Origin of the sequence: Pedobacter jeongneungensis, from assembly GCF_039538295.1 — a bacterium.
Classification (GTDB): domain Bacteria; phylum Bacteroidota; class Bacteroidia; order Sphingobacteriales; family Sphingobacteriaceae; genus Pedobacter; species Pedobacter jeongneungensis.
The window spans coordinates 24854-50732 of sequence record NZ_BAABBY010000012.1; the positions used below are offsets into that span (position 1 = coordinate 24854).

Annotated in this window: 22 protein-coding genes; 12 read left to right on the forward strand and 10 right to left on the reverse strand. The window is 40.1% G+C overall.

The genetic code is table 11. The annotated features are described in order from the left end of the window. Positions 1–11: 11 nt before the first annotated feature. Positions 12–1208 (reverse strand): anhydro-N-acetylmuramic acid kinase, encoded by a 1197-nt coding sequence (locus tag ABD769_RS20740; protein WP_344853274.1) that lies wholly within the window; start codon positions 1206–1208, stop codon positions 12–14. A gap of 151 nt (positions 1209–1359) precedes the next feature. Here ABD769_RS20740 and nagB point away from each other — a divergent pair, with 151 nt between their 5' ends. The 3 genes from nagB to ABD769_RS20755 all read left to right on the forward strand — a co-directional run bounded on the left by nagB (position 1360) and on the right by ABD769_RS20755 (position 5889). Continuing rightward, on the forward strand, positions 1360–3285 hold the full coding sequence (gene nagB, locus ABD769_RS20745; RefSeq protein ID WP_344853275.1) for a glucosamine-6-phosphate deaminase: 1926 nt from the start codon (positions 1360–1362) through the stop codon (positions 3283–3285). Positions 3286–3659: 374 nt separating this feature from the next. Further along, complete coding sequence (locus ABD769_RS20750) at positions 3660–4820, forward strand: acyltransferase family protein (protein ID WP_344853276.1); 1161 nt, start codon at positions 3660–3662, stop codon at positions 4818–4820. Between the two features lie 37 nt (positions 4821–4857). Further along, positions 4858–5889, forward strand: a complete 1032-nt coding sequence (locus ABD769_RS20755) for a LacI family DNA-binding transcriptional regulator (RefSeq protein WP_344853277.1) — start codon at positions 4858–4860, stop codon at positions 5887–5889. Between the two features lie 349 nt (positions 5890–6238). On the opposite strand, the gene ABD769_RS20760 is transcribed toward ABD769_RS20755, so the two are convergent. After that, the gene (locus tag ABD769_RS20760; RefSeq protein WP_344853278.1) at positions 6239–7783 is read right to left on the reverse strand and encodes a glycoside hydrolase family 10-like protein; all 1545 of its coding nucleotides are present in this window, start codon (positions 7781–7783) and stop codon (positions 6239–6241) included. Positions 7784–7988: 205 nt separating this feature from the next. Here ABD769_RS20760 and ABD769_RS20765 point away from each other — a divergent pair, with 205 nt between their 5' ends. After that, positions 7989–8891, forward strand: coding sequence for a hypothetical protein (locus ABD769_RS20765; RefSeq protein ID WP_344853279.1), 903 nt, complete (start codon positions 7989–7991; stop codon positions 8889–8891). A gap of 41 nt (positions 8892–8932) precedes the next feature. On the opposite strand, the gene ABD769_RS20770 is transcribed toward ABD769_RS20765, so the two are convergent. The 4 genes from ABD769_RS20770 to ABD769_RS20785 form a co-directional block, all read right to left on the reverse strand. Continuing rightward, on the reverse strand, positions 8933–12664 hold the full coding sequence (locus tag ABD769_RS20770) for a sensor histidine kinase (protein WP_344853280.1): 3732 nt from the start codon (positions 12662–12664) through the stop codon (positions 8933–8935). A 90-nt stretch (positions 12665–12754) separates the two neighbouring features. After that, the gene (fabD, locus tag ABD769_RS20775) at positions 12755–13636 is read right to left on the reverse strand and encodes an ACP S-malonyltransferase (protein ID WP_344853281.1); all 882 of its coding nucleotides are present in this window, start codon (positions 13634–13636) and stop codon (positions 12755–12757) included. A gap of 83 nt (positions 13637–13719) precedes the next feature. Beyond that, a complete protein-coding gene (gene folE, locus ABD769_RS20780) occupies positions 13720–14355 on the reverse strand; it encodes a GTP cyclohydrolase I FolE (protein WP_344853282.1) in 636 nt (211 codons plus the stop codon). A gap of 12 nt (positions 14356–14367) precedes the next feature. Beyond that, positions 14368–14778: a 6-pyruvoyl trahydropterin synthase family protein gene (locus ABD769_RS20785; RefSeq protein ID WP_344853283.1), complete on the reverse strand. Its 411-nt coding sequence runs from the start codon at positions 14776–14778 to the stop codon at positions 14368–14370. 102 nt (positions 14779–14880) lie between these two features. Here ABD769_RS20785 and mqnB point away from each other — a divergent pair, with 102 nt between their 5' ends. Both mqnB and ABD769_RS20795 read left to right on the forward strand, forming a co-directional pair. Next, positions 14881–15504: a futalosine hydrolase gene (mqnB, locus tag ABD769_RS20790; RefSeq protein WP_344853284.1), complete on the forward strand. Its 624-nt coding sequence runs from the start codon at positions 14881–14883 to the stop codon at positions 15502–15504. A gap of 116 nt (positions 15505–15620) precedes the next feature. Then, positions 15621–16460: a menaquinone biosynthesis family protein gene (locus tag ABD769_RS20795; protein WP_344853286.1), complete on the forward strand. Its 840-nt coding sequence runs from the start codon at positions 15621–15623 to the stop codon at positions 16458–16460. Between the two features lie 474 nt (positions 16461–16934). Here ABD769_RS20795 and ABD769_RS20800 read toward each other — a convergent pair whose 3' ends face one another. From ABD769_RS20800 to ABD769_RS20810, 3 genes are all read right to left on the reverse strand, one after another. Next, positions 16935–17630 (reverse strand): response regulator transcription factor, encoded by a 696-nt coding sequence (locus ABD769_RS20800; protein ID WP_344853287.1) that lies wholly within the window; start codon positions 17628–17630, stop codon positions 16935–16937. Positions 17631–17798: 168 nt separating this feature from the next. After that, positions 17799–19628, reverse strand: a complete 1830-nt coding sequence (locus tag ABD769_RS20805) for a sensor histidine kinase (RefSeq protein WP_344853288.1) — start codon at positions 19626–19628, stop codon at positions 17799–17801. 251 nt (positions 19629–19879) lie between these two features. Beyond that, the gene (locus ABD769_RS20810) at positions 19880–20245 is read right to left on the reverse strand and encodes a DUF3127 domain-containing protein (RefSeq protein ID WP_344853289.1); all 366 of its coding nucleotides are present in this window, start codon (positions 20243–20245) and stop codon (positions 19880–19882) included. A 71-nt stretch (positions 20246–20316) separates the two neighbouring features. Between ABD769_RS20810 and ABD769_RS20815 the strand changes: the two genes are divergently transcribed. Both ABD769_RS20815 and ABD769_RS20820 read left to right on the forward strand, forming a co-directional pair. Beyond that, a complete protein-coding gene (locus ABD769_RS20815; RefSeq protein WP_344853396.1) occupies positions 20317–21495 on the forward strand; it encodes a THUMP domain-containing class I SAM-dependent RNA methyltransferase in 1179 nt (392 codons plus the stop codon). A 65-nt stretch (positions 21496–21560) separates the two neighbouring features. Next, on the forward strand, positions 21561–22055 hold the full coding sequence (locus ABD769_RS20820; protein ID WP_025141803.1) for a hypothetical protein: 495 nt from the start codon (positions 21561–21563) through the stop codon (positions 22053–22055). On the opposite strand, the gene ABD769_RS20825 is transcribed toward ABD769_RS20820, so the two are convergent. Then, positions 22052–22207: a hypothetical protein gene (locus ABD769_RS20825; RefSeq protein ID WP_344853290.1), complete on the reverse strand. Its 156-nt coding sequence runs from the start codon at positions 22205–22207 to the stop codon at positions 22052–22054. The genes ABD769_RS20820 and ABD769_RS20825 overlap by 4 nt on opposite strands. Before the next feature lie 205 nt (positions 22208–22412). Between ABD769_RS20825 and ABD769_RS20830 the strand changes: the two genes are divergently transcribed. The 4 genes from ABD769_RS20830 to ABD769_RS20845 all read left to right on the forward strand — a co-directional run bounded on the left by ABD769_RS20830 (position 22413) and on the right by ABD769_RS20845 (position 25724). Then, positions 22413–22694, forward strand: a complete 282-nt coding sequence (locus ABD769_RS20830; RefSeq protein ID WP_025141802.1) for a helix-turn-helix domain-containing protein — start codon at positions 22413–22415, stop codon at positions 22692–22694. A gap of 69 nt (positions 22695–22763) precedes the next feature. After that, positions 22764–23408: an HD domain-containing protein gene (locus ABD769_RS20835; RefSeq protein ID WP_344853291.1), complete on the forward strand. Its 645-nt coding sequence runs from the start codon at positions 22764–22766 to the stop codon at positions 23406–23408. 169 nt (positions 23409–23577) lie between these two features. Then, entirely contained in the window at positions 23578–24834 is a 1257-nt protein-coding gene (locus ABD769_RS20840) for a putative DNA modification/repair radical SAM protein (RefSeq protein WP_344853292.1), read from the forward strand. A 128-nt stretch (positions 24835–24962) separates the two neighbouring features. Continuing rightward, complete coding sequence (locus ABD769_RS20845) at positions 24963–25724, forward strand: TIGR03915 family putative DNA repair protein (RefSeq protein ID WP_344853293.1); 762 nt, start codon at positions 24963–24965, stop codon at positions 25722–25724. The last annotated feature ends 155 nt before the right edge of the window (positions 25725–25879 follow it).

Below are 25879 nucleotides of genomic sequence, written 5' to 3' on the forward strand. Positions count from 1 at the left end.
TGGACTCCACTTTACTCCGGGAGGCTAATTTTCCCCATACAAACCGAAGGTACCCCTTTCCTGTCGCCAAAATTGATCGGTTTACCGCAAAGGGTTTCGTTTGCCAGCACAGCAAATAAAACGGCTTCCTTAGCATCAGGATTGATATTTAAATCATCAGTAGTTAAAAAATTACAGGACGGCAATATTGCCTGAAGCTGTTTTACCAGCAATGGATTATGCATTCCGCCGCCGCTCATAAACACCTGTGCGCGGGCATTTTCCCCAAAACAGCGTTTTATCGCATTGGCAATGGTTTCGGCAGAAAAGTGGCATAATGTAGCCATTACATCCTCTTTACTAATGTCGATTGTGGAAGATATTTCCTGAGCTTTTGTTACATATTCGAGGTTAAACAGTTCCGGCCCGGTGGTTTTAGGAAAATCCAGGTCAAAAAAACCACAATCGAGCAAAGCAGACAAAAGCTGATTATTTACCTCACCACTCAGGGCTACAGCCGCATTTTTATCGTAAAACCGGTTAAAATGTTTTTGCATGTACTGATCCATCAGCGTATTCCCCGGACCAACATCTGTAGAAAAAACCGCACCGGCATCCATACTTCCCGGCAGGTACGTAAAATTAGCGATCCCGCCAATATTGAGCATTACGCGGTCTTCTCCGGCTTTCGAAAACATCAGGTAATCACCATAAACTGCTAAAGGTGCGCCTTCGCCGCCTGCAGCTAAATGTTTCTGCCTGAAATCAGAAAGGGTAATAATCCCGGTTTTTATGGCAATGTGGTCGCCATCTCCAATCTGCAGCGTACCATTTGGATAATCGGCCAGTTGATGCAAAGATTTTGGCGCATGGAAAATCGTTTGTCCGTGGCTCGCTATAAAATCAACCTCTTCCTTTTCTACCCCCCATTCTTCCAAAGCTTCGTTAATCAGTGTTGCATGTGTATTGGCAATATGCTCATTCATCAGACAAACCAATTGCAGGTCGACTTCTTTTTTAGAAAAAACAGCTTTAATTTTCGCCCTGAAATCATCAGTATAATCGCCGGTTTTAAATTTCAGCAAACGGATATCCGAATCTGGTCCACTTCCTTGAACTGAACAGAGTGCAATATCCAGTCCATCCATAGAAGTTCCGCTCATTAAGCCGATAATAAAACGTTCTGTTTTTGCTGCTTTGCTGTACAACTTTTGAATCTGTGCGTTCATATTGATTTTATCTTAAAAAGATCAAACGTTTGTCTGCCCCCTAAATCGAATTTTATGTAAATACTTCCAATAAAAGTAAATATCCTTTGTTACAAATCGGGCATAACTGCCTATATTTACTGCTCCGTACATTAAAATCCATATAAAAAAAATGGCTAGATTAAATCTACTGGAGGAGACACGTTTCGAGAAGTTACCCGTAAGCGTGTTCGAGAATCCAAAAATTGCTTCCGTTAATGTAGCACACCGCATTGCGGCACTCATTAAATCAAAACAAGCAAACAACGCACCTGCAGTACTGGGCTTAGCAACAGGTGTTACCCCAATTGCCGTTTATGCCGAACTGGTTAGACTGCACAAAGAAGAGGGTTTAAGTTTTAAAAACGTAATTACTTTCAACCTGGATGAATACTATCCAATGGCGCCAACTGCCGTACAGAGTTACGTTACCTTTATGAACGAAAACCTTTTCGATCATATCGATATCGACAGGAACAATGTTCACATTCCGGACGGTACATTAGCACTGGAGGATATTCCGGCATTTTGTTTGGAATATGAAAAGAAAATCGGTGATCTTGGCGGATTGGATATCCAGATTTTGGGTATTGGCCGTACTGGTCACATCGGGTTTAACGAGCCGGGCTCTGCACCGAACTCCGGTACCCGTTTAGTTACTTTAGATGACCTTACCCGCCGTGATGCTGCACGCGATTTCGGTGGAAAAAGCTTTGTACCAACCAAAGCCATTACCATGGGTATTGGTACCATTTTTAAAGCAAGGGAAATTATTTTAATGGCATGGAGCCGTAAAAAAGCTTCGATTATTAAAAAAGCGGTAGAAGGCGAAATTTCTGGCGATGTACCGGCAACCTACCTGCAGCTTTCTGAAAATGTAGAGTTTATCCTTGATGCACCAGCGGCTTCTGAACTAACCCGTTTTGATACACCATGGCTGGTTAAAGATTGCGTTTGGACCGATGCTTTGATCCGTAAAGCGGTGATTTGGTTAGCCAACACCCTTAAAAAACCGATCTTAAAATTAACGGAAGACGATTATAATAATAATGGTATGGCACAACTGGCTACCGAAAAAGGGCCGGTTTACAACATCAACATTCATATTTTTAATAAACTACAGCACACCATTACCGGTTGGCCGGGCGGTAAACCGAATGCTGATGATTCTCAACGTCCAGAAAGAGCTGAACCGGCTAAAAAACGGGTAATTATTTTTTCTCCACATCCTGATGATGATGTAATCTCAATGGGCGGTACTTTTATCCGTTTGGTTGATCAGAAACATGATGTACACGTAGCTTACCAAACTTCTGGAAATACTGCGGTTTGGGACGACGATGCACTGCGTTTTGTAGAATTCAACGTAGATTTTACCGAAAAAATGGGCATGGATAATACGCATTTAAAGGATCTTTATAACAAGATGAGGACTTTTATTGAGCAGAAAAAACCAAACCAGGTTGATACGCCAGAGATCCAAACGGTTAAAGGATTAATCAGAAAAGGTGAAGCCATTGCTGGTGCACGTTACTGCGGTTTAGAGGATGATCATATTCATTTTCAGGCCCTTCCATTTTACGAAAGCGGTAAGGTGCAGAAAAACCCGGTAACTGATGCCGATATCGAGCTTACAATAGAATTACTGCAGAAAGTTAAACCACACCAGGTTTACGCCGCAGGCGATTTTGAGGATCCACATGGTACACACATTGTTTGTTTCAACATTATACTTGCCGCACTAAAACGCTTACGCAAAACCGAAGCCTGGGCACAGGATTGCTGGTTATGGATGTACCGTGGCGCCTGGTATGAGTTTGAAACGCATGAAATCGAAATGGCTGTTCCAATTTCTCCAAAAGAACTTGAGCGCAAAAAATATGCGATTTTTAAACACCAGAGTCAAAAAGACAGGGCCGTTTTCCCTGGTGATGATGCAAGGGAGTTCTGGCAACGTGCTGAAGACCGCAACCGCGATACCGCAAAAGCTTACGATGAACTTGGCCTTGCAGAGTACGAAGCAATGGAAGCTTTTGTACGCTGGAAGTTTGAAGATTAATTTAAAATGAATATCAATCCTGCTTTGTTAACGCAAAGCAGGATTTTTTTTTGCCATACACCTACACTGTCATGCTGAGCGCAGCGAAGCATCTTTAAAGAAATCTGTAATGAAAACGATCGTCATCTCGACTGAAGCGCAGCGGAACGCCTGCCCGTACAGGCGGGGAGAGATCTACCTCGAGATAGATTTAGCTTCGCTGAGCACTTAGGTGGTTCTCGACTGCGTTGCACTCCGCTCGAAATGACGATACTGCTGAAGTAAAACCTTAAAAGACAACTTGCCCTCCCTCTTCACCCTCCCAAACTTCTTATTTATTTCTCTTTCTAAAAACAATACTCTAAATTAGTTAGCTCAATCCAAACCAACTGATCATGACCGAACCTAAACAACGATTGCTATCTCTTGATTTTTTCAGGGGACTAACAGTAGCTGCAATGATTTTAGTGAATAATCCGGGCAGTTGGGGCCACATTTACGCACCTTTAGAACATGCAGAATGGAACGGCTGCACCCCTACAGACCTGATTTTCCCATTCTTTTTATGGATTGTGGGCGTATCAATTGCTTTTGCCATGAGCAGCAGCAAAGCAGATCCGGCTACACATCAAAAAACAATCATTAAAGCCATTAAACGAGGTGTAATACTTTATCTGCTCGGTTTTTTCCTGGCCATTTTCGGGAAAATCATCAGCGCCATTATCGATGATAAATCCATTTGGGAAGCCTTCCAAACCGTGAGGTTATTAGGAGTTTTGCAAAGAATAGGCATTGTTTTTATCATCAGTAGTATTATTTTCATTAAAGCCTCAACCAAAACCATTTTCAGAACTTTCATTGTAATACTCGCTATTTATTGGGCATTGATGACTTTTATCCCCGTTCCGGGCGTGGGTTATCCCAACCTGGAAAAAGAAACCAATTTAGCCGCCTGGATCGATCGTGGCATCTTAACCGAAGCGCATACCTGGGCATCTTCAAAAACATGGGATCCGGAAGGTATTTTAAGTACCTTACCCGCAATCGGCACCTGCCTTTTTGGTATTCTGGTTGGCGTTTGGATGCGCAGAAAAGATGTAGATAATCCAACAAAAGTAGCCTGGCTTTTTACTACCGGTATTACAGCGGTTGTTTTAGGCCTGTTGTGGGATTTACAGTTCCCGATCAATAAAGCGCTGTGGACAAGCTCATATGTACTTTACGCCGGTGGACTGGCTTCTATCGGATTAGCGCTTTGTTACTGGATTATTGACGTTCAGGGTTATAAAAAATTTACCACTCCTTTCGTGGTTTATGGCGTAAATGCCATCACGGTATTTTTTCTTGCGGGGTTAGCCCCCAGAGTGCTCAACCTCATTCAGCTCACCAAACCCGATGGCACCAAAACGGGCTTACTTGTGAGGTTTTACGAAACCTGCTATACCCCGTTTTTTAGTCCGATAAATGCTTCACTGGTTTGGGCCATTACTTACGTACTCGGGTTTTATGTTTTACTATATTTCATGTATAAAAAGAACATTATTATTAAGGTTTAGTAATTTCGCCCATTGTTTTGATGATTTACCTGACCAATTGAAAAAGAAAACCACTATATACGATATCGCCAATGCGCTTAACATTACGGTATCAACCGTTTCGAGGGCATTAAGCGGCTTCCCTGCCATCAGCGATACCACAAGGAAAGCTGTAGTAGATATGGCCAAAAAGCTGAACTATAGCCCTAATAAGCTTGCTTCGGCCTTAAAATCAGGCAAAACCTATATTATCGGGGTAATTGTACCCAGTGTGGAGGCTCATTTTTTCGCTTCAATTATTCATTGCATAGAAGATGGCCTGAAAGACAGTGGGTACAGGGTCATTATTTATCAATCGAACGAAACTGTAGAAAACGAAATTAACGGGGTAAAAACATTGCTCGAAGCGCAGGTAGACGGCATTATGGCCTCTTTATCTTTAGAAACCAAAGACGTTTCCCATTTCGCCGAAATTATTGAACAGAATAAACCGCTTATCCTTTTCGACCGGGTAAATACCGGTTTAAATGTACCTACCATCACACTTGATGATTTTAAGGCAGGGTATATGGCCACTAAACATTTAATTGATAAGGGCTATAAAAAAATTGCATTCGTAACTACTGCCCATCAGGTTAAAATCTTTACCGATCGTTTAGAAGGATACAAGGCAGCACTTGCAGACCAAAAACTACCCGTTATAACAGATCATATGATTTTGGGCGGCTTGTCCATAAAAGACGGCCATTTTGGTGCAGGCGAATTAATGCGCAACCATAAACCTGATGCCATTATTGCAGGCGACGATTTTACAGCCCTGGGGTTAATCCAAAAACTCAAGGAAATTGGTGCAACTCCACCTGAAATTGGGGTGATCGGCTTTGCTAACGAGGCTTTTTCTGCCTACATCACACCCAGTTTATCAACCATTGATCAGCATGCTTCGCAAATGGGTAAGGAATGCGCCAATATGTTTCTTAAAATGATCGGACAAAAAAATCCTTATTCCAAAATTGAGCATGTTATACTTAACCCCAGCATTATTGAAAGGGAATCGACTGACCCTTCGACAAGCTCAATTCAGTTATAACCGTCACCCTGAATTCATTTCAGGGTCTATCCAGCAGAAAAAGATGCTGAAATAAGTTCTGCCTGACAGCTTCAATAAAGTGCCGTCATCCGGGATGAACCTAAACTTTGACAATCTTATAGGCAAAATGCCAAAAGATTGTCAAAGTAAATGTTTCAGTTATGGCCGTCACCCTGAATTCATTTCAGGGTCCTACATACTAAAAAAGCTCTCGAATCAACAAAGCCAAAAAAAAGTCGTCATTGCGAGGAGGAACGACGAAGCAATCTTACAACGATCGCTATAATCCATATTTTAAAGATTGCTTCGTCGGCTGAAAAAGCCTTCTCGCAATGTAAATCCGTGACTTCTATTCCTTCGCCAAAGGCACTTCTACACCAACAGGTCCGCCAGGTTCACTTTCATTTTTTAAACGATCAAGCGCAGTTACCAGGTAGCTATACCGTTTTCCGCTTTCTACACTGGTATCAATAAATGAAAGGTAATCTTCGAAACTTATTTTGATGATATTTTTAGGGTCGAGCACCGAAATCTTTTCGCCTTCGCTAAACCTGTAAATTACAAAACCTGAAGCCGTTTCTCCATCTTTAGCTTTTAATGGAAGTTGCCATTTTAAATGCACGCCATCTTTGAGTGCATCAGCAGTTAACGCCATCGGTTCATTTGGCGGTACTTCATCCAGCCATGGCATTTGTGGTGGCAAAGCCGGATATTTATAAAAATCGTTCTTTAACGAATCACCAACTGCTTTTGCAACGGTACTTAATGATTTGGAACTAAAAAATACGCTTCCCTGAATCCTGTTATTTTCCCTCAGGTACCTGATCTGGTTCGGGATTTCGTTCAGATTCTTCCAGGCGGCTTCTGCCCTCGAATTAACCAGATAAGCCCCCTGGCCAATGTACACATGCCTGCCATAGGTATTATTGCTCCACCAATCAACCAACACACCATAAGGCGCTACCCTTCTGGTAAACGTAAAATAAATCTGCGGATTGATATAATCTACCCATCCTTCTCTTACCCATTTCCGGCTATCGGCAAAAAGCTCCGCATAATTGGATAATCCACTCGTAGCAGAACCTTCGGGATCCTCATACTTATTTTTCCAGATACCAAACGGACTAATTCCGAATTTTACCCATTTTTTATAATGATGAATACTATCATCCAGTTGTTTAATCAACAGATCTACGTTATTCCTGCGCCAATCTTTAATGTCTGAGAAATTATTAGGGTATTTATAAAAAGTATTGCCATCGTTAATGGTCTGTCCTTCTACCTTATAAGGATAAAAATAATCGTCGAAATGGATGCCATCTACATCATATCCTTTCACTACATCCAAAATTACCTGCACAATATACTCCCTCACTTCCGGAATACCCGGATCGAACTGCTTTTTGCCTCCATAGGTAAAAAACCAATCAGGATGTTTGCGGTAAGCATGGTCTTCGCTCAATACGGCAGAGCTGCTCATGCTTGCCCGGTATGGGTTAAACCAGGCATGCAGTTCCATCCCCCTGAAATGGGCTTCTTTAATGGCAAAAGCTAGCGGATCGTAGCCTGGTGCCGGTGCTAAACCCTGCTTTCCCATTAGCCACTGGCTCCAGGGCTCGCGCGATTTTGCATAAAAAGCATCAGCAGCAGGCCTTACCTGCAAAATAATGGCATTCATGCCCTGGCTTTTATGTCGTTCTAAAATCCCGATCAGTTCTTGTTTTTGCTGATCAATGTTTAAACCCGGTCTGGATGGCCAGTCGATATTGGTAACAGTAGCCACCCATACACCTCTAAACTCCCTTTTTGGTGCAATTTTTGATAAAGGTTGTGCATTTAATATATAAGGTATTACAGTTAAAGATAAAAGTGCGTATAGGAAGTTTTTAAGCATTATTTCTGTCTTATTTTTTATTCAGGTTGTGTGTTTGTGTTAATTTGAATACAAATGAACATTAGCAAGTAAACGATTTTTTTTAAAAACTCTTATAAGTTTATTAAAAATTTTAATTTGCACCCTGCTAACTTAATTGTGTACCCCCATTTACCTATGGAAGAACAAAAGTATATTAATTTAAAGAAGATACAGCGTTATTAGAATGGAACCACAAAAGATTAATAAGGGTGACAGAAACAAAATTTACTTCCTCGTTATCGTTATAGCAGCTTTAATCGGCACAAATGCTTACCTGTTTTTTAAAGACCGAAAGCAGAGCGAAAGATCTGTAAGCATCAGTGCAGAAAAGGATAAGCTGCGGCTCGAAGTAGAAAAGATTGAGGTTGAGCTAGATAAGGTAAATGCTTTAAACCTCGACCTGAACGATAAGCTTGTTGATGAACAGAAACTGGCGCGTGTTAAAATTGAAGAACTTAAGGCCGCTTTAGAAAAAGGCCAGCTTACACAAGTTGAACTCGACAAAGCCAATGCACAGATTAATGAGCTGAAAACATTTGTAAGAAAATACAACGAGCAAATTATCCAGCTGCAAAAAGACAATATCTTTCTAAAAAATAGTAGAGATAGTTTACAAAACACCCTGAGGAACATCAGCAATAAGGCGTCGAACCTGGAAAACGAAAACTCCAGCCTCAACGCAAAGGTTAAAACCGCAGCAGCATTAAAGCTTCAAAATGCCGGGATTGTTGCTTTCAGAACAAAATCGAGCGGCAAAAAAGTTGAAGTAACCAAATCGTCTACCGCCGAAAAACTGAGTGTCCGCTTTACCATCATCCCCAACCAGCTTGCAGAAAAAGGCCATCACAACATCTACTTAAGGGTATTTGATCCTGCAGGGAATTTACTGGCCGATGAGGGCAACCGTTTTGAAGCCGATGGGCAGGACATGCAGTACAGCCATTCTATCTTTATCAATTACAATAACGATGACAGCACCTATGTTATCGATTGGGCAAACCCAAAGCCTTTTATCAAAGGCATCTATACCGTAATTTTATATGCTGATGGTAATACCATGGGCAAGGCTCAGGTAGAGCTGAGGTAAAATTAAACGATCTTAATTAAACTGTAACCACAAATTTATTTTTAGGCCAAAGGGAAACTTAAATAGAAAGTAGTTCCAAAGCCATTTATTGAGGTAAATTTAACCGTTCCACCTGCATTTTCTACGGCCTGTTTTACAAAGGCAAGGCCCAAGCCGGTTCCGGATGTTTTTGTTGTAAAGTTAGGTACAAAGATCTTATCGTGCAGCGATGGCGGAATCCCCTTCCCGTTGTCTTTAATTTCGATGTAGGCATTCTGAGGATCCACATAAACGACAATGGTGATGCAGCATAACGACTCCTCATCAATGGCTTCTATAGCATTTTTAAGCAGGTTATTGAAAGTTCTTAATAACTGATCGTGATCAGCCATAATTTCGATATCGCCGGTACTTTTGTTGATGATATCAATTGTTACATTCTCTGTGCTTTTAAAAACTTCCCTCGCCCGCTCAATAACGGGAAGCAATGCAAGACGCTCCAGATTAGTATCGGGCATTTTAGCAAAATTGGAGAACTCAGAAGCAATTTTCGATAAACTATCAATCTGCTCGATAAACGATTTGCTGAATTTGTTAAATTTCAGTTCGAAGTTCGGATCTTTCTCTCTCCATGATTTTTCCAGCAACTGAACCCCAAGTTTTAAAGGCGTTAAAGGATTTTTAATTTCATGGGCAACCTGCTTGGCCATTTCGCGCCAGGCACTTTCACGTTCCGACCGTGCCAGTTTTAGCGCACTGGCCTCTAAAGCCGAAATCATATTATTGTACTCTTTAATCAAAGAGCCGATTTCATCGTGCCTGCGCCATACAATCGGTGCATTTTTTTGCCCTATTTTAGTTTTGCTGATGCTCTCCTGAATAAAGGTTAACGGACTGGTAATCTGATTGGCTAAAAACACAGCCAGCACGCCAATTGCCACAAAAACAAGTGCATAAATATTGATCAGGTTACTTACAAAAAGGGCAATCTTATCAGTATATTCTTCTTCATTTGAGTAGTTTGGCAGGCCGATATAGGCAATTGTTTTATTCTGGGCATTCCTGATGGGCGCATATGCGGCAGCATAGGTTAAATTGCCGATTCTTTCTTTAGGGTTTATATACTCTGACCGGTGAAGGCTATTTAAGGATACGTAGGCCAGCGGGGGCATTTTCTTACCTATAATTTTATAATTATAAAGTTTAGGGTAAGTGGTCATCATCAGGTTTCCGCTTAAATCATATAAATTCAGGTCGGCATTGTTAATATCTGCAAAATTGTTAAAATCAGCCAATGCGTTTTCATCATTCGAAATAATTCCGTTGCTGAATACCTGTTTTTCAAAATTCTGCTGCACCTTTCTAATTTTATCTTTCAGTATTGCATCTTGCTGTCCCCGGTATTCAAGGTTCATGTAATAATAGGTTACCCAGCCAACAATTACCAGCGTAGCGACCACAGAGAGCACAATTGAAACCTGAATCCTTGTTTTATATAAGATTTTATTGGCATTAATCATCAATGAACGGTTGATGCTAAACCAACCCACCTTATCGTCATCGAGGTTTTTGATCAGCCAGATTAAGCCGTACAGTACTAAAGAGAAGATTATAAATACCAGAAAAAAGAAAGATAACGCGGCTAAACGTTCTACATAATCAACCTTCGCCTTACTGATAATAACCATTTTACTGCCAGATGGCTTATAAATCATGTGGCTGTAATGCAGTTTATCGTCGTTGTCAATTACAAAATCGTCCTTTTTGCCTTTAAATACACTGCCATCAAGCGGATAAGTATAGTTTCCTGATTGGTTTAGCAGCTTATTGTTGCTGTAAAAAGCAATGGAATAACCTTTAAAATCTTCATCTTTTGCCAGTTTCTGATCGCCTAATAGATCGGGCAGGCGGTTATTATAATTGTAGGGTTTCGACCGCAACTCGATAATGAGTGTACCGAGCAGATTACCCTGGTCTACCACTGAAATAATTCCAAAATAATCCTGATAACCAAAAGTATTGTTAACCTGATAGAAAAAGTTAGATCCGTCTATTTTTACCGAACCTGCTTCTACGAGGTTTTTATATTTATTGATCGGTGGACTATCTGAATTTCCCATAATCATCCCTGATCTATCGTAAGGATAAATCTGGTAGTCGTATCTGCTTAAATAACCGTCCAGATAATCTTTCAGGTGGTTTTTAAGGACCGCATAGTTTGCTGTTTTATTTTGTTTAAAATATCTCGACAGAAAATCATCTTTAACGATTTCATTCCCTAAGGTACCCAGGGCAATAATGGCATTTAAATCTTCTGATGATTGTATTTTACGCGCCAATGGTTCGCGCAGGCTACGCTCTTTAATATCTTTATACCTTGTGTACTTAATAGAAGTATTAAAGGCCAGGCAGAAAAAAACAATGGCAAACAAACCGATAGAAAAGTGCTTTTCTTTGAGGTACACGGCCCTTGCAACGATAAATAATACCATTGCAAAAACAATAAAGAATGCATTAAAATCTACAAAAAGCTTATAGGTAAAAACAGCCGCAAAACCAATCAGGAAGATAATAAGTCTTTCTTTGTTGGTTACATTGAGCTGACGGCTTACCGTGGCCGAAATTACTGTAATGAGGTAAATCTGAAACCAGGCGAGGCACAAAATTACAATTCCCACCCAACTGGTTCCGCTCAGTTTCAGGATGTTTACAATGTCGAAATTAATCTTGGAGTTGAAAATCAGTCCGAAAAAAATGTCGTCGGTATCCCACACAATCTGACCGATAAGCACCATTAAGGCCGCCTGAATAATTAAGCCTACAAACTTATTGCGCTTAATCCACTCTGGAAATTTGTATTGCTCCTTATGGTTGTACATAAAAAGCAGCAACCAGGTGAGCACGATAACATTCAACAGAAAATCGCCCAATGAGGGCATCAGAAAACTATCTGCATATATTTTTGGATCAAAAAGATCAAGGGTAAACCGGTGATTAAACCATCCATAATATAAATCGGATAAGCGGAAGGCCAGAAAGAAAAAGAGCAGAAGGAATGTTCCCCAGGCAATATGCCCCCGGCGGGCAATGAGCGAGCTGAGGGAATTAAAAAACATACAAATACACAGTATCCCTGCTATAAACAACCACAATTGAGTACCCGAATAGTAAGTTTCTGCGTATCCTTGTTTAACCTTAAGCCCGAATAAAAACTTATTATCAAGGCTTTTTATTACATATACATCCTTATCGGTAAAAGAAGCAAAGGTTAATAATTTAGTGGCTGATAAAATCGGGTCGATATCATTTTTAAAGTATTGTGTTTCCTTAAAAGGATATTGTGATTGAATGGAAATCAGGAAAATAAGACTAAAATTGCCCTGAGTGCTCTTAATCACCTCGTACCAGCCATTGGCAAAAAATAATACCGAACTACCCTCTTTAATGGTATTGGGGTCTATATCAGAAACCTTAATGGTGCTCCAGTACTTAAGCTCACTATTTTCGAAGGTTAAAAGATTAACGCCGTTAATGTCGCGATAACGATTGATGAAATCGATCCCGTTTTTAGGATTGAGGTGAAACTGCTTCGCTTTAGCTACTTCTTTTTTATTGTTTAAAAAAGCTTGTACCAACCGTTCTTTAGCCAAAAGGTTCTGCTGAATCTGTTCAGCATCGTGCTCCAGCAATTCGTCTTTAGTGGTAAAACGGCTCAACGAAACAGACGTTACCATAAGGCAACAGCCCAAAACGAGCAATAGAAACCTAATTTTTACACCAAAGCTCATTTTCATCTCCTGATAAAGATATTAAATATTGATAAAAAGCAACGCCATAAACTTTGGGCTTATGGCGCTGGCATTGTTATATTTTATTGCATTAAATTAAGCTATAGCAGCGCTGCTGGTTTGCACTTCGCGGCTTACTTTTTTAACCAGGCCCTGTAATACATTGCCCGGACCCACTTCAACAAATTCAGTTGCGCCATCTGCAAGCATATTGCCTACAGTTTGTGTCCAACGTACCGCACCCGTTAATTGTTTTATTAAATTTGCTTTAATCTCAGCCGGATCGGTGTAAGGTTTTGCATCAACATTCTGATAAACCGGGCAAATTGGGGCAGAAATATTGGTTGCCTCAATAGCGGCCTGTAATTCGATTTTAGCAGGCTCCATTAAAGGCGAGTGGAATGCACCACCTACATTTAATTTTAAAGCCCTTTTTGCTCCTGCTTCGGTTAATTTGGCACAAGCCAGGTCAATACCTTCAATGCTTCCTGAAATTACCAGTTGCCCCGGGCAGTTGTAATTGGCCGGTACTACTACTGCATCAATTTCGGCACAGATTTTTTCTACAACATCATCAGCTAAACCTAAAATAGCCGCCATTGTTGATGGCTCTGCCTCGCAGGCTTTTTGCATGGCATTTGCACGGGCAATAACCAACCTTAATCCATCTTCAAAGCTTAAGGCATTTGCCGCCACCAGGGCAGAAAATTCGCCTAAAGAGTGACCAGCCACCATATCAGGTTTAAAATCATCACCTAAAACCTTTGCTAAAATAACCGAATGCAAAAAGATAGCAGGCTGGGTTACATTGGTTTGTTTAAGTTCTTCATCTGTTCCTCCAAACATGATATCGCTGATGCGGAAACCGATAATTTCGTTTGCCTGTTCAAATAATGCTGCGGCTTTGGGGTTTTCGTAAAGATCTTTACCCATGCCTACAAACTGTGCTCCCTGTCCGGGAAAAATATATGCTTTCATACCCTTAATCCCCTAAAGGGGAAATTAAATATTTAGTTAAATTGTTATTGTTAAATCCACACCCCCTCAAGGGGGCCAGGCGGCTAGTCTAAACTCGCTGTAATTAACCTTAAAAACTCGGCTCTTGTTTTATCATTGCTTAAAAAAGTTCCGGTAAAGGCCGATGTTGTGGTCACCGAGTTTTGTTTCTGTACACCGCGCATAGACATGCATAAGTGCCTGCACTCCATTACCACGGCTACACCCATTGGGTTAAGCGTATTCTGAATACAATCCCTGATTTCGTTGGTTAAACGCTCCTGCACCTGTAAACGGCGGGCAAAAGCATCAACAACACGAGGGATTTTACTTAAACCAACAATGTGTCCGTTAGGAATATATGCAATATGTGCCTTACCAAAAAACGGCAGCATGTGGTGTTCGCACATCGAATATACTTCGATGTCTTTTACCACCACCATCTGGCTGTAATCTTCCTGAAACATGGCCGATTTAAGGATTTCATCCGGTTTTATATCATAACCATGTGTTAAATACTGCAAAGCCTTGGCTACGCGCTCCGGGGTTTTCAATAAACCTTCGCGTTCAGGGTTTTCGCCCAGTTGCCCTAATATATCTTTATAATGTGTTGCTACAGCTTCAATTTTTTCATCGTTGTAACGGTCTACTTTTACGTAACCGCTCACTGGTTCGTCGTTAAATGCGTCGTTATTGCTCATTAATTCAGGTTTTTAACCAAAGTATTCAACAAAATTATTTTCGGTTTCGTAGATTTTTACGCAATGTAAAATGGCTCCGCTTTCTGCAATCGGGGCTTCCAGCTGTTTCCAGATTTCGATGGCCAGGTTTTCGGTAGATGCCAGTTTACCTTTCATAAAATCAACATCAAGGTTTAAGTTTTTATGATCAACTTTATCTACCACATAATCGTTCATCACATCTTTAAGCCATTTTAAGTCAACAAGAAAGCCTGTTTCCGGATTAACCTCGCCTTTTACTGTAACATACAGCCAATAGTTATGGCCATGCCAGTTGGGATTGGCACATTTACCATAAACTTCATTATTTTTATCATCATCCCAATCGGTACGCGCCAGTTTGTGCGCCGCATTAAATGATGCTTTTCTCGTTATGTAAATCATTACTATTAAATAAAATGCAAATATACGGATAAAGGTTTAAGCTTAAAGACTAAAGACCAAAGCTTAAAGAAAATCTAAAATATAATCTACTAACTTTACAGTATGAAAACTTTAGTTGTTGCCGCTACAAAAGCCGAACTCACCTTTTTTTACCAGCATTTTAACCTGCCGGAGGGCGATTTCATAGAAAGTAAAAATTTCGACCTGCTAATTACCGGGGTTGGAATGGTAGCAACGGCCTTTGCACTGGGGAAACACCTTTCGCATAAATATGATCTGGTGGTTAATTTTGGGATTGCCGGTGCTTTCGACCGGAATATCGCACTGGGCACGGTACTCAACATTTCTGAAGATACTTTTGCAGAGCTTGGGGCAGAAAATGGCGACGAATTTCTGACTATAACCGATTTAGGTTTCGGGGAGAATCATTATACGGCTAAAACCCAACGCAAAGTAGGTTTACCACTGGCAAAAGGCATAACCATGAATTGCGTAACGGGAAGCGAAAAAAGCATTCAAAACCTGATAGAAAGGTTAAATCCAACTACCGAAAGCATGGAAGGCGCAGCTGTTTTTTATGCCGCGAAACAATTGAATATAGATTGTTTACAGATTAGAAGTGTGTCCAATTATGTAGAACCCAGAAATAAGGATAATTGGAAAATAGGCCCCGCCATTAAAAACCTGAACGATTGGGCCATATCTTTTATTGGAGAAATGAACTGATTATGACCGATTACTGTGGCACAGTAGTTAATTTTGATTGATGAACCCGACACAATTAAAATAATTATTTAATTATCAAAGGTTCCATCTAACAACTGAAAACAAAAAATAAATAGATGAAACTTACACTTGGATTTTCACCCTGCCCTAACGATACTTTTATTTTTGACGCGCTGATTCATCATAAGATTGATACTGAAGGATTAGAATTTGAAGTTTTTTACGATGATGTAGAAACCCTGAATCAAAAGGCGATGAAGGGCGAACTCGATATTACTAAATTAAGTTTTCATGCTTTTGCCTATGTAGCCAACCAATATGCATTGTTAGATGCCGGTAGCGCGCTTGGTTTTGGCGTTGGCCCGTTGCTGATTAGTAAAACCCATTTCGACGAATCCAGACTCCAAACCCCCAACTCCGAACTCAAAATTGGCATCCCGGGAAAATACACTACTGCAAATTTTTTACTGGGCATTGCCTACCCACATTTGCAGAACAAACAGGAACTGGTTTTCTCGGAAATTGAATCTGCTTTATTAAACGATCAGATTGATTTGGGCTTGATTATCCACGAGAACAGGTTTACTTATCAGGATAAGGGATTAAATAAAATTGTTGATCTGGGCGATTACTGGGAGAAATTAACCGGCTGTGCCATTCCGTTAGGAGGAATTGTAATTAACCGCAATTTAGACCGCGAAGTACAGTTAAAAGTAAACCGTTTAATCCGCCAATCGGTTGAGTTTGCTTTTGCACATCCAAAATCGGGTATCGATTTTATCCGTCAGCATGCACAGGCCATGGAAGAAAGCGTGATGTACAAACACATTGAGCTTTACGTAAATAAATACAGCATTAACCTTGGTGAAGAAGGCCGCAAAGCGGTTGATACTTTATTCAAGCTTGCACAGGAAAGGAATATTATTCCGGCGATTCAGGAGAATCTTTATATTTAAAGTGGTTGAAATGTTTGAAGGTTAATAGGGTTGAAAAGTTAGAAAGTTAAAGGTTGGAAGGTTGGTTTGATACCCGGAACATTGCAACGTTAAAACATTCCAACCTTAAAACATATTTCAATCGTCCCGTCATAAATAGATTTCCCGACTGCGTTGCACTCCGCTCGAAATGACGTTAAAAGGGTTGGAAGGCTAGTTTGGTGCCTGGAACATTGCAACGTTAAAACATTCTAACCTTAAAACATATTTCAATCATCCCGTCATAATAGATTTCCCGACTGCGTTGCACTCCGCTCGAAATGACGTTAATAGGGTTGAAAAGCTGCAAGATTGGTTTGGTGCCCGGAACATTGCAACGTTAAAACATTCCAACCTTAAAACATATTTCAATCGTCCCGTCATAAATAGATTTCTCGACTGCGTTGCACTCCGCTCGAAATGACGATAATGCGGAACATTCCAACCTTAAAAACCTTAGCCCACCAACAACTTATATCCCTTCCCGTGTACATTGATAATTTCCACTGCCGGATCGGCACGCAGGTACTTACGTAGTTTACTTAAAAACACGTCCATACTTCTTCCGTTAAAGTAATTATCATCATGCCAGATGCTTAACAAAGCTTCTTCGCGGGTTAAAACCGTATTCTTTTTTAAACACAGCAAACGCAATAACTCTGCTTCTTTTGTAGAAAGTTTCTGCTGCTGCTCGTCGCTGGTTATAATCTGGGTAGTATAATCGAAATGATATTTACCGATAGAAAACTGTGTTTCTGCAGCTTCGTCATCGTTACCGGTTTTGCTGGCAACGCGCTTAAACATCGCATTAATGCGCAATAAAAGTTCCTCTATACGAAAAGGTTTGGTAATGTAATCGTCACCACCTAAATCGTAAGCAGCAGATTTATCTTCGAGCATGGTTTTAGCCGTTGCAAAAATGATCGGAACCTGTGTATTTACCTTTCTAATGTCTTTACCAAGGGTAAAACCATCTTTTTTCGGCATCATTACATCCAAAATACAAAGATCGAAGTTCTGCTTATTAAACGTTTTTAATCCGTCTTCACCATCGGTACATAACACCACATCAAACTTGCCTTTAAGCTGCAAATAGTCTTGTAATAATAAACCTAAATTTGGGTCGTCTTCTACCAGAAGTATTTTTTTCATTTTCTTAATTTTATTCACATATGTAGCATTACCTACAGTGAAAGTTTGATTCTGAGTATGCATAACGGTTTAATTTATATTGTAGATTAAATTAATACACTACTATATTAGGCAAATTAAACCTGTTGTATTTAAATGTATCGATAAAGCAAGCTTTTGTGCCGACGGTTATCCGGTATATAAAGGTAAAGATATTTCGAACGTGGTTCCTCTATCTTTTTCGCTACTTACCTTAACTGTTCCATTCAGTTTTTTAATAATATCCTGAACGTAGTTTAAGCCCAGGCCAAAACCTTTAACATCATGCAGGTTACCCGTAGGCACCCTGTAAAACTGATCGAAAATCCGCTTAGATTGCTCCTTCGTCATCCCGATGCCTTTATCTGCAATTTCGATGATGATATTTTTATGGGTATTACGCGTAGTAATGGTAATTTCCGGCGTTTCGGTACTGTATTTATTGGCGTTATCAATAAGGTTATAAATTACGTTCGACAGGTGCAGCTCGTCACCAAAAACCACTGCATTTTCGGCATCGGTATTAACATGGATCACCGCATTTCTTTTTTGTAATTGTAACTCCATACTATCCAGCACAATCACAATCAGATCATTTACATCTACCTCGGTATTCTCAAGTTTAAGCTCCCCTTTTTCTAAACGTGCAATACTTAACACGCGCTCAATATGACTACCTAAACGCACATTTTCATCATAAATAATACCCGCCAAACGCTTTAAACGCGCCTTATCTTCTGTTACTTCGGGATCTTTTAAAGCTTCGCTGGCAATCATAATGGTGGCCACCGGTGTTTTAAACTCATGCGTCATGTTATTGATGAAATCAGTTTTCATTTCCGACAGTTTTTTTTGCTTTAAAATGGCATAAAGGGTGTAGGAAAAGATAAAAACAAGTACCAGCAATAAAGCGACAGATGAAGCCAGCGTAACACTCAGATTGGCAACAATAGCCGAATTTTTATCCGGGAAACTCACAAAAAGCATTCCCGGATCGCGGAACAGGTCATTCCCGAACAGCGGTGTTTTATAGGTATTCTCAGGCAGAAACTCTCCTTTCACATTGGAGGCCGTCATAAAAATAGTCGAATCTTTTTGGGCCAGAGAGATACGGTAAGCAGGCTCCAGGGAAATATTATGCGCCAAAAGCTCCTCTTTTAGCAAATTACCAAGGGCATCGAAATTAATGCGTTTATAGATCGGTATTTTGGTTTCCTGGAGTTCTTTTGATACATCTTCAACCACACTTAACCTGGTGTAAGAAAAAGTATCTTTGCCCAGCGCTGCAATTTTTAGTTCTAACTGCTTTTTAGCAATCTCATCTTCCCTTTTAAACTTTTTCTGTAAGTCGCTTGGTATCTTTGGAACATTGGCAAAACCCGGGCTACCATCCCTCGGATCGAAAACCAGGTACCTTAAAGTATCAGGCAAACTTTGCAAACTTTTAAATTCGAATGCTTTTGGCGGCGTAGAAAATGGCTTGGTACGCATGCTGTAACCTTTTATAATCAGGCTTTTCATGTCCACAAAAGCATCCATCTGCAGATCGAGTTTATCACCGTTTTTCGAGGTTAAAGAACTGTACTCCTTTTCCGAAATTACATCGGGTGCACGGTAAGCGTTACGGATAATACTATCCTGCTGGTTCAGGTAATTTTCGATCTGGTTTTCGCGCTCCACCTGGCGAAGTTCAGCTTCCTGAACATATTGCTGTCTTAAATCCTTAATATCAAGTGCACGCTGCCTCGAATCCTGAAGCTGTTTTAGCTTGTTTTCTGCGTCTTTCCTGTTAAGGTGATCGGCTACATTTCTACGCTGGATTTTATTTACAACGGTGGTTAAAGTCTGGTTTACCTGTTCGTCAAAAAGCTGTGATTTTAGCTTATAGGATTCCCTGATGTAATACAACTGCATTACAAAAACACCCAGCAAAGCCACGGTCATCAAAACAGTAATTAACCAAAAACTCTTTTTCTTCATAAACCAGAATGGTTTTAAGATTAAAAAAACCGGAACACCATCTTTTTAAATCTAAACAGGTATCAAAAATACTGAATAGCAAAGCTAACTGTTTGTTTTTAACATATTTTAACAGCGACTGAAAGACTTCGGAAGTTAGCGCAGGCCGTTCCTCTGGTAAAACTTCGGAAGTTTAGCGAAAGGGCAAAAAAAATGCCGGAGCAAAAGCCCCGGCATGGTTCAAAATTGTTTGCTTAAAAAAGATTCTTTATTTAAAAAGGCAAATCATCATCTTCACCTGGTGCATTGCTTACATCAACCGGAGCTGCATAAGCTGGTGCTGCTGCAGGAGCGCCTGCTGCAATGGCATTGATACGCCAGATTACCAAACTGTTAAAATATGATGTTTTACCTTGTTTATCTGTCCAGGGGCGACCACGTAAATTAAAGAACACCTCAACTTCATCACCTGCTTTAAAAGTATCTAATAATGCAGTTTTATCTTGTAAAGCCTCAAAACGGATATATTCTGGGTATGTTGGATTTTCTGCGTATTCTATTATTAAATCACGCTTTTTAAACGTTTCACTTACTTGTTGTGTGGCACCTACTTCGTGCACCTTTCCTTTAATTTCCATATCTAATACTACTTAATGTACTATAAACATCAAATCTCTATAATTTTATTGATAACTTCGCATATATTATGATGCAAGTTTTCCACAATAAAAGCAAGGTAATTATTACCTGCAACAAGCGCCTTTCTCCTTATCTTCAAGATGAAGTTACGGCTTTAGGCTATACCATAGTCCGGGCTTTCGCCACCGGTGTTGAGCTCAATATTACCCTTACAGAGTGTATTAAGCTCAATTTAAACCTGCGTTGTGCCAGTCAGATCCTGTATTCAATTAAAAGTTTTAAGGCCGTTACGCCTGACGACCTATATAAAGAAATTTCGGCCATTGAGTGGGAAGAACTGATCGATTTTTCGGGCTATTTTTCGGTTACCTCAAATGTGGATAACCCAAATATAACCACCCCGCTTTTTGCCAATTTAAAAGTTAAAGATGCAATTGTTGACCGCATGAAAGAGAAAAAAGGCATCCGCCCCAACTCCGGATCAGATGCCAACAAAGCGGTGGTACATTTATACTGGAAGGATGCCGATGCCGATGTTTTTATGGATACCTCGGGCGAAACCCTTGCCAAACACGGTTATCGTAAAATTCCGGGAAAAGCACCTATGTTGGAAGCTTTAGCTTCAAGCGTAATCCTGGCCTCTAACTGGGACAGAAAATCGCCGTTCATTAACCCCATGTGCGGTTCAGGAACATTGGCTATAGAAGCGGCACTTATTGCCACTAACCGTGCGCCCGGCCTGTACCGCATGAATTATGGTTTTATGCATATTTTAGGTTACAATGAGGAAGATTTTTTTGCAGAGCGCAGAATTTTAAAAGATCAGGTAATTAAAAATGTTGACCTTAAAATTATAGCTTCCGATCTTTCTGAGGATGCCGTAGAAGTAACCCGCAGAAATGCGAAAACAGCAGGTGTAGATACACTGATTGAGTTTAAAGTATGCGATTTTGAATTAACTCCTGTTCCGGAAGATGGAAAAGGCGTTGTGGTTTTTAATCCTGAATATGGTGAGCGTTTAGGCGTACACAGCAAGCTTGAACTGACCTATAAAAGGATGGGCGATTTTATGAAAACCAAATGCAAAGGTTATTCTGGTTATATTTTCACCGGAAATCCTGATCTTGCAAAGAAAATTGGTTTAAAAGCATCTAAGAAAATTGAATTTTATAATGGTAAATTAGATTGTCGTTTATTGGAATACGAATTATATGACGGCTCGCGCAGGGCACCATTAATTGAGGCATAGTTTTTCATTGAAAATTAATATATTACGCTCTCTTACGTACCATAACGTAGAAAATTTTGAAGAATATGGAATTTGATGACATGGATCACATGCCCGAATGGGAGCATTTTAGCCGTTTTGGCCGCGATGATGAGGATGAAGAAAATTTATCGAGTGATGACGCGGAAAAGGTTAGGCTAAAGGCAACCAGGGCAAAAAGCCTTTATAACCAGGCAAGGGCTGTGTATAAATATGCTGCCCTGTTCTGCGAAACGCTTGAAGGAGAAATGGCCGAAATGACTGCTAACTTAATTATGCAGAATGCACTGATGCTATGTCCAAAAATTGTTGGGGCAGAAGGTGCCGATATGTATATTTTAAGGATGGAGAACGCTTCCATTATCCGCACCAATTGCCGCGAACTCGAAACCCAGGTAAGGGCTGCAGATATGTTCGAAATCTGTACACCAGAATATAAAGACATTGTTTTAGACGAAATGGAGAAATTCCGTTTACTGTTTATCGAATGGGTTAAATATTTCGAAAAAGACGAATTTGAAGATGACTGGGGATTATATTAATTCCCGGCATCTGTTTGTCCATAATTTTCGCTTAACATTACCAGATTATATTCATCAATCTGCCTTATAAAAACATAATTCCCATCGCAGTTCACTACACCTCGGGTTAATACGCCTACGCGAAATTCAGCCGGATTTAAAAAACAAGTCATAACCTTTTTGGGTACATACTAAAGCTGATAATGAGGCCATAAAAAGCAGTTAAATAAACATTTAACCTGTTTTCTTGTTACTTGATAAGTTCTGTGCAATACCTGCTTAATTCCTAATAGTGCTAAAAATTTGCACATTGGAAATCTGCCCGACTGAAAGTTTCGTACATAGCAAAAGAACATTTAAAAAATTTATCCCTTTTTTATGGAAGATGTATTGGCGCTAAAGACGAAGAATGTTGCCGGGAATATTAGAAAAATTAGAGAATACAGAGATTATACTCAAGATTACCTGGCAGCGAAGTTAAAAATATCCCAAAATGCTTACAGCAAAATTGAGCTTGGATATAGTAAATTAACTATCGACCGGTTATTTCAGATTGCAGCAATTTTAGAGGTTGAGGTATCACATTTATTAACCCTTAATCACAGCGATTTAATTAAAATTATTGCTGATGACGAGAACAGAGCAGCGGCGGCCATCTAGCCGGCGCTGTTGATATCATTTTTTCATACCTGCATATAATTCCGATACCTTTGAAAAAAATTCAGAGTTATGCAGTCTACCATTCAGAAAACCATTGATTTTGTTAAAAAAGCCTTAGCGCATGCTGAGGCCGGACATGATTGGTTCCACATTGAGCGTGTTTTTAAAACTGCTCAAACCATTAACCGGCAAGAAAATGGCGACGAACTTGTAGTGGCCTTTGCTGCATTACTGCATGATATTGCTGATCCTAAATTTAATAACGGCGATGAAGAATTAGGCCCCAATATGGCTGCATCGTTCTTATCATCTATTGCTGTTGATGCAGAAACCATCAAACATGTTAAGCTGATTATTCAGCACATGTCGTTTAAAAATAGCTTTGACGGTGCCGCTTTTTCTTCTAAAGAAATGCAGATTGTTCAGGATGCCGACCGTTTAGATGCCATCGGGGCAATTGGTATTGCACGGGCATTTACTTATGGCGGCTTCAAAAACCGCGTACTTTACGATCCTGCTATCGCACCGGAGGAGCACCTGAACAAAGAAAGTTATAAAAACACCACAGCCCCTACCATTAACCACTTTTACGAAAAATTACTGCTGTTAAAAGATATGATGAATACCGAAGCTGGCAAAAAAATAGCAATAGAAAGACACAATTTTATGCTAACCTACCTGGAGCAGTTTTATAAAGAATGGGAAGGTAAATAACCTGCAAACGGTCTGTTAAAAATTACTCATTTATCAGTATTCTTTCGCAATGTTTAAGCATTAACTTTATCACGGTTAAACAATTATTCCTTAAACGAATAGATTAAACAAATCTTTTTACTAATATTTTTAGTTATTTAAACTATATTTGTTAGTAAATAATTTACCTATGTCTGATCGAATTCGTGAAAAGCTTAATATTCTTGCTGACGCCGCTAAATACGATGTTTCTTGTTCATCAAGCGGCGGCACAAGAAAAAATACCAATAAAGGCCTGGGTGATAGCCATACATCCGGCATTTGCCACACCTATACCGAAGATGGCCGATGCGTTTCGCTTTTAAAAATCCTTTTAACAAACCATTGTATATACGATTGCCTGTTTTGTGTATCGCGGAAAAGTAACGACATAAAACGTGCAGCCTTTACGGTAGATGAAGTGGTAGACCTTACCATGAATTTTTACCGCCGAAATTATATTGAAGGCCTGTTTTTGAGTTCAGGGATTTTTAAAAATGCCGATTTTACGATGGAACGCTTGCTGCTTGTGGTAAAAAAACTGCGGTTAGAGCAAAATTACAATGGTTATATCCACCTGAAAACCATTCCGGGTGCCAGCGATGAACTGATTAAAGAAGCAGGCCTTTATGCCGACCGCATGAGTATCAATTTAGAAATGCCAACTGAAGCAGGCTTAAAACTTTTAGCGCCCGAAAAAAGCCATGCAGACGTAATTAAGCCTCTTGGATTTGTTCAGCAACAAATTACACAGTTTAGCGCAGATAAAAAGCTGATTAAACATGTGCCCAAATTTGTACCTGCCGGCCAAAGTACACAAATGGTAATTGGTGCTACACCAGAGAGTGACAAGGATATTATGTACACGGCGAATGCCTTTTACAAAAATTTCGCTTTAAAGAGGGTTTATTATTCGGGTTATGTGCCCATTAGTAACGATACCAGGATGCCTGTTTTGGGTACTCAACCACCTTTGTTAAGAGAAAACCGCCTGTACCAAACCGATTGGCTGATGCGCTTTTACGGTTTTAAGGTGCAGGAAATTTTAAACGATGCCAACCCCAACCTGGACGTCGATATCGACCCTAAATTGAGCTGGGCCATCCGCAATATGCAGCATTTTCCGGTTGATATTAATACTGCCGATTATAAAATGATCCTCCGCATTCCGGGTATTGGGGTAATGTCTGCTCAGAAAATTGTACAGGCCCGCAAATTTGGTAAATTAAGGATCGACCAGTTAAAAAAAATCGGCGTGGCTTATAACCGCGCCAAACATTTTATTACCTGTTTAGATACGCCGTACCAACTGAAAGATTATCAGGGAACACAGATAAAAGCTTTTATTCTGGCTGAAAGTCAGAGTAAATATTTAAAAACAGATAGTAACCAGATGATTTTGTTTTAAATCCCCCGCGATCGTCATTTCGAGCGGAGTGTAGCGCAGTCGAGAAATCTACTATAGATCTCTCCCAGCCTGTACGGGCAGGCATTCCGCTGCGCTTCAGTCGAGATGACGATCTAACAAACAAACCCATGACCTACATTTTCGATGGCTCCCTGCAAGGCCTTTTAACAGCTGTTTTTGAGTGGTTTGAGCGCAAGCCGGGAAAAGTTGTGCTAAAATCGATCGAAATTTTCCAGCCCGAAGCTTTTGTAGAAAGTTTTACCGTTACCACCGACGGAGATAAGGCCGATCGGGTTTGGACGGGTTTGGAAAAAAAAATTAAAAAAGATTGGCTCCGCAAGTTCTATTGCAGTTACCTATCAGAAATTCCGGAAGCTTACAACCATCTTTTTCAGTTTAGCCTTTATATTTTCCAAAATCCGGCAGGTGCCGAAAGCAATTATGGCAATGAACATGTAATTGCGCTTGCTAAATATGCCAAAAGCGTAGAGCGCGAAAAACACCGCATGGAAGCCTTTATCCGTTTTCAGAAAACTGGCGATGGGATTTTCTATGCGGGCATTGATCCCGATTTTAATGTATTGCCCCTAATTTCCAATCACTTTAAAAACCGGTATGCCGATCAGCAATGGGTAATTTACGACCTAAAAAGAAAATACGGACTGCACTATAATTTAAATACGGTTGAAGAAATCACCATCAGTTTTAGCAATGGCGTAAATAAGCAAAATCCTGCTCCGGTTTTAATGGATGAAGGTGAAGCTTTATATGCCACCCTTTGGAAAGATTATTTTAAAAGTGCCAATATTGTAGCACGGAAAAATACCAAACTGCATTTGCAGCATGTACCAAAAAGGTACTGGAAGTATTTAACGGAAAAGGCGGTATAGAGCAACCGTCATTGCTAGGAGGAACGACGAATCAATCTTAAAACAATCGCTATAACCCATAGCATTAAGATTGCTTCGTCGGCTGAAAAAGCCTTCTCGCAATGACGAGTAAGAGATAAATCTGGCTCAAAATTTAAAAACTTACTGCCATGCTG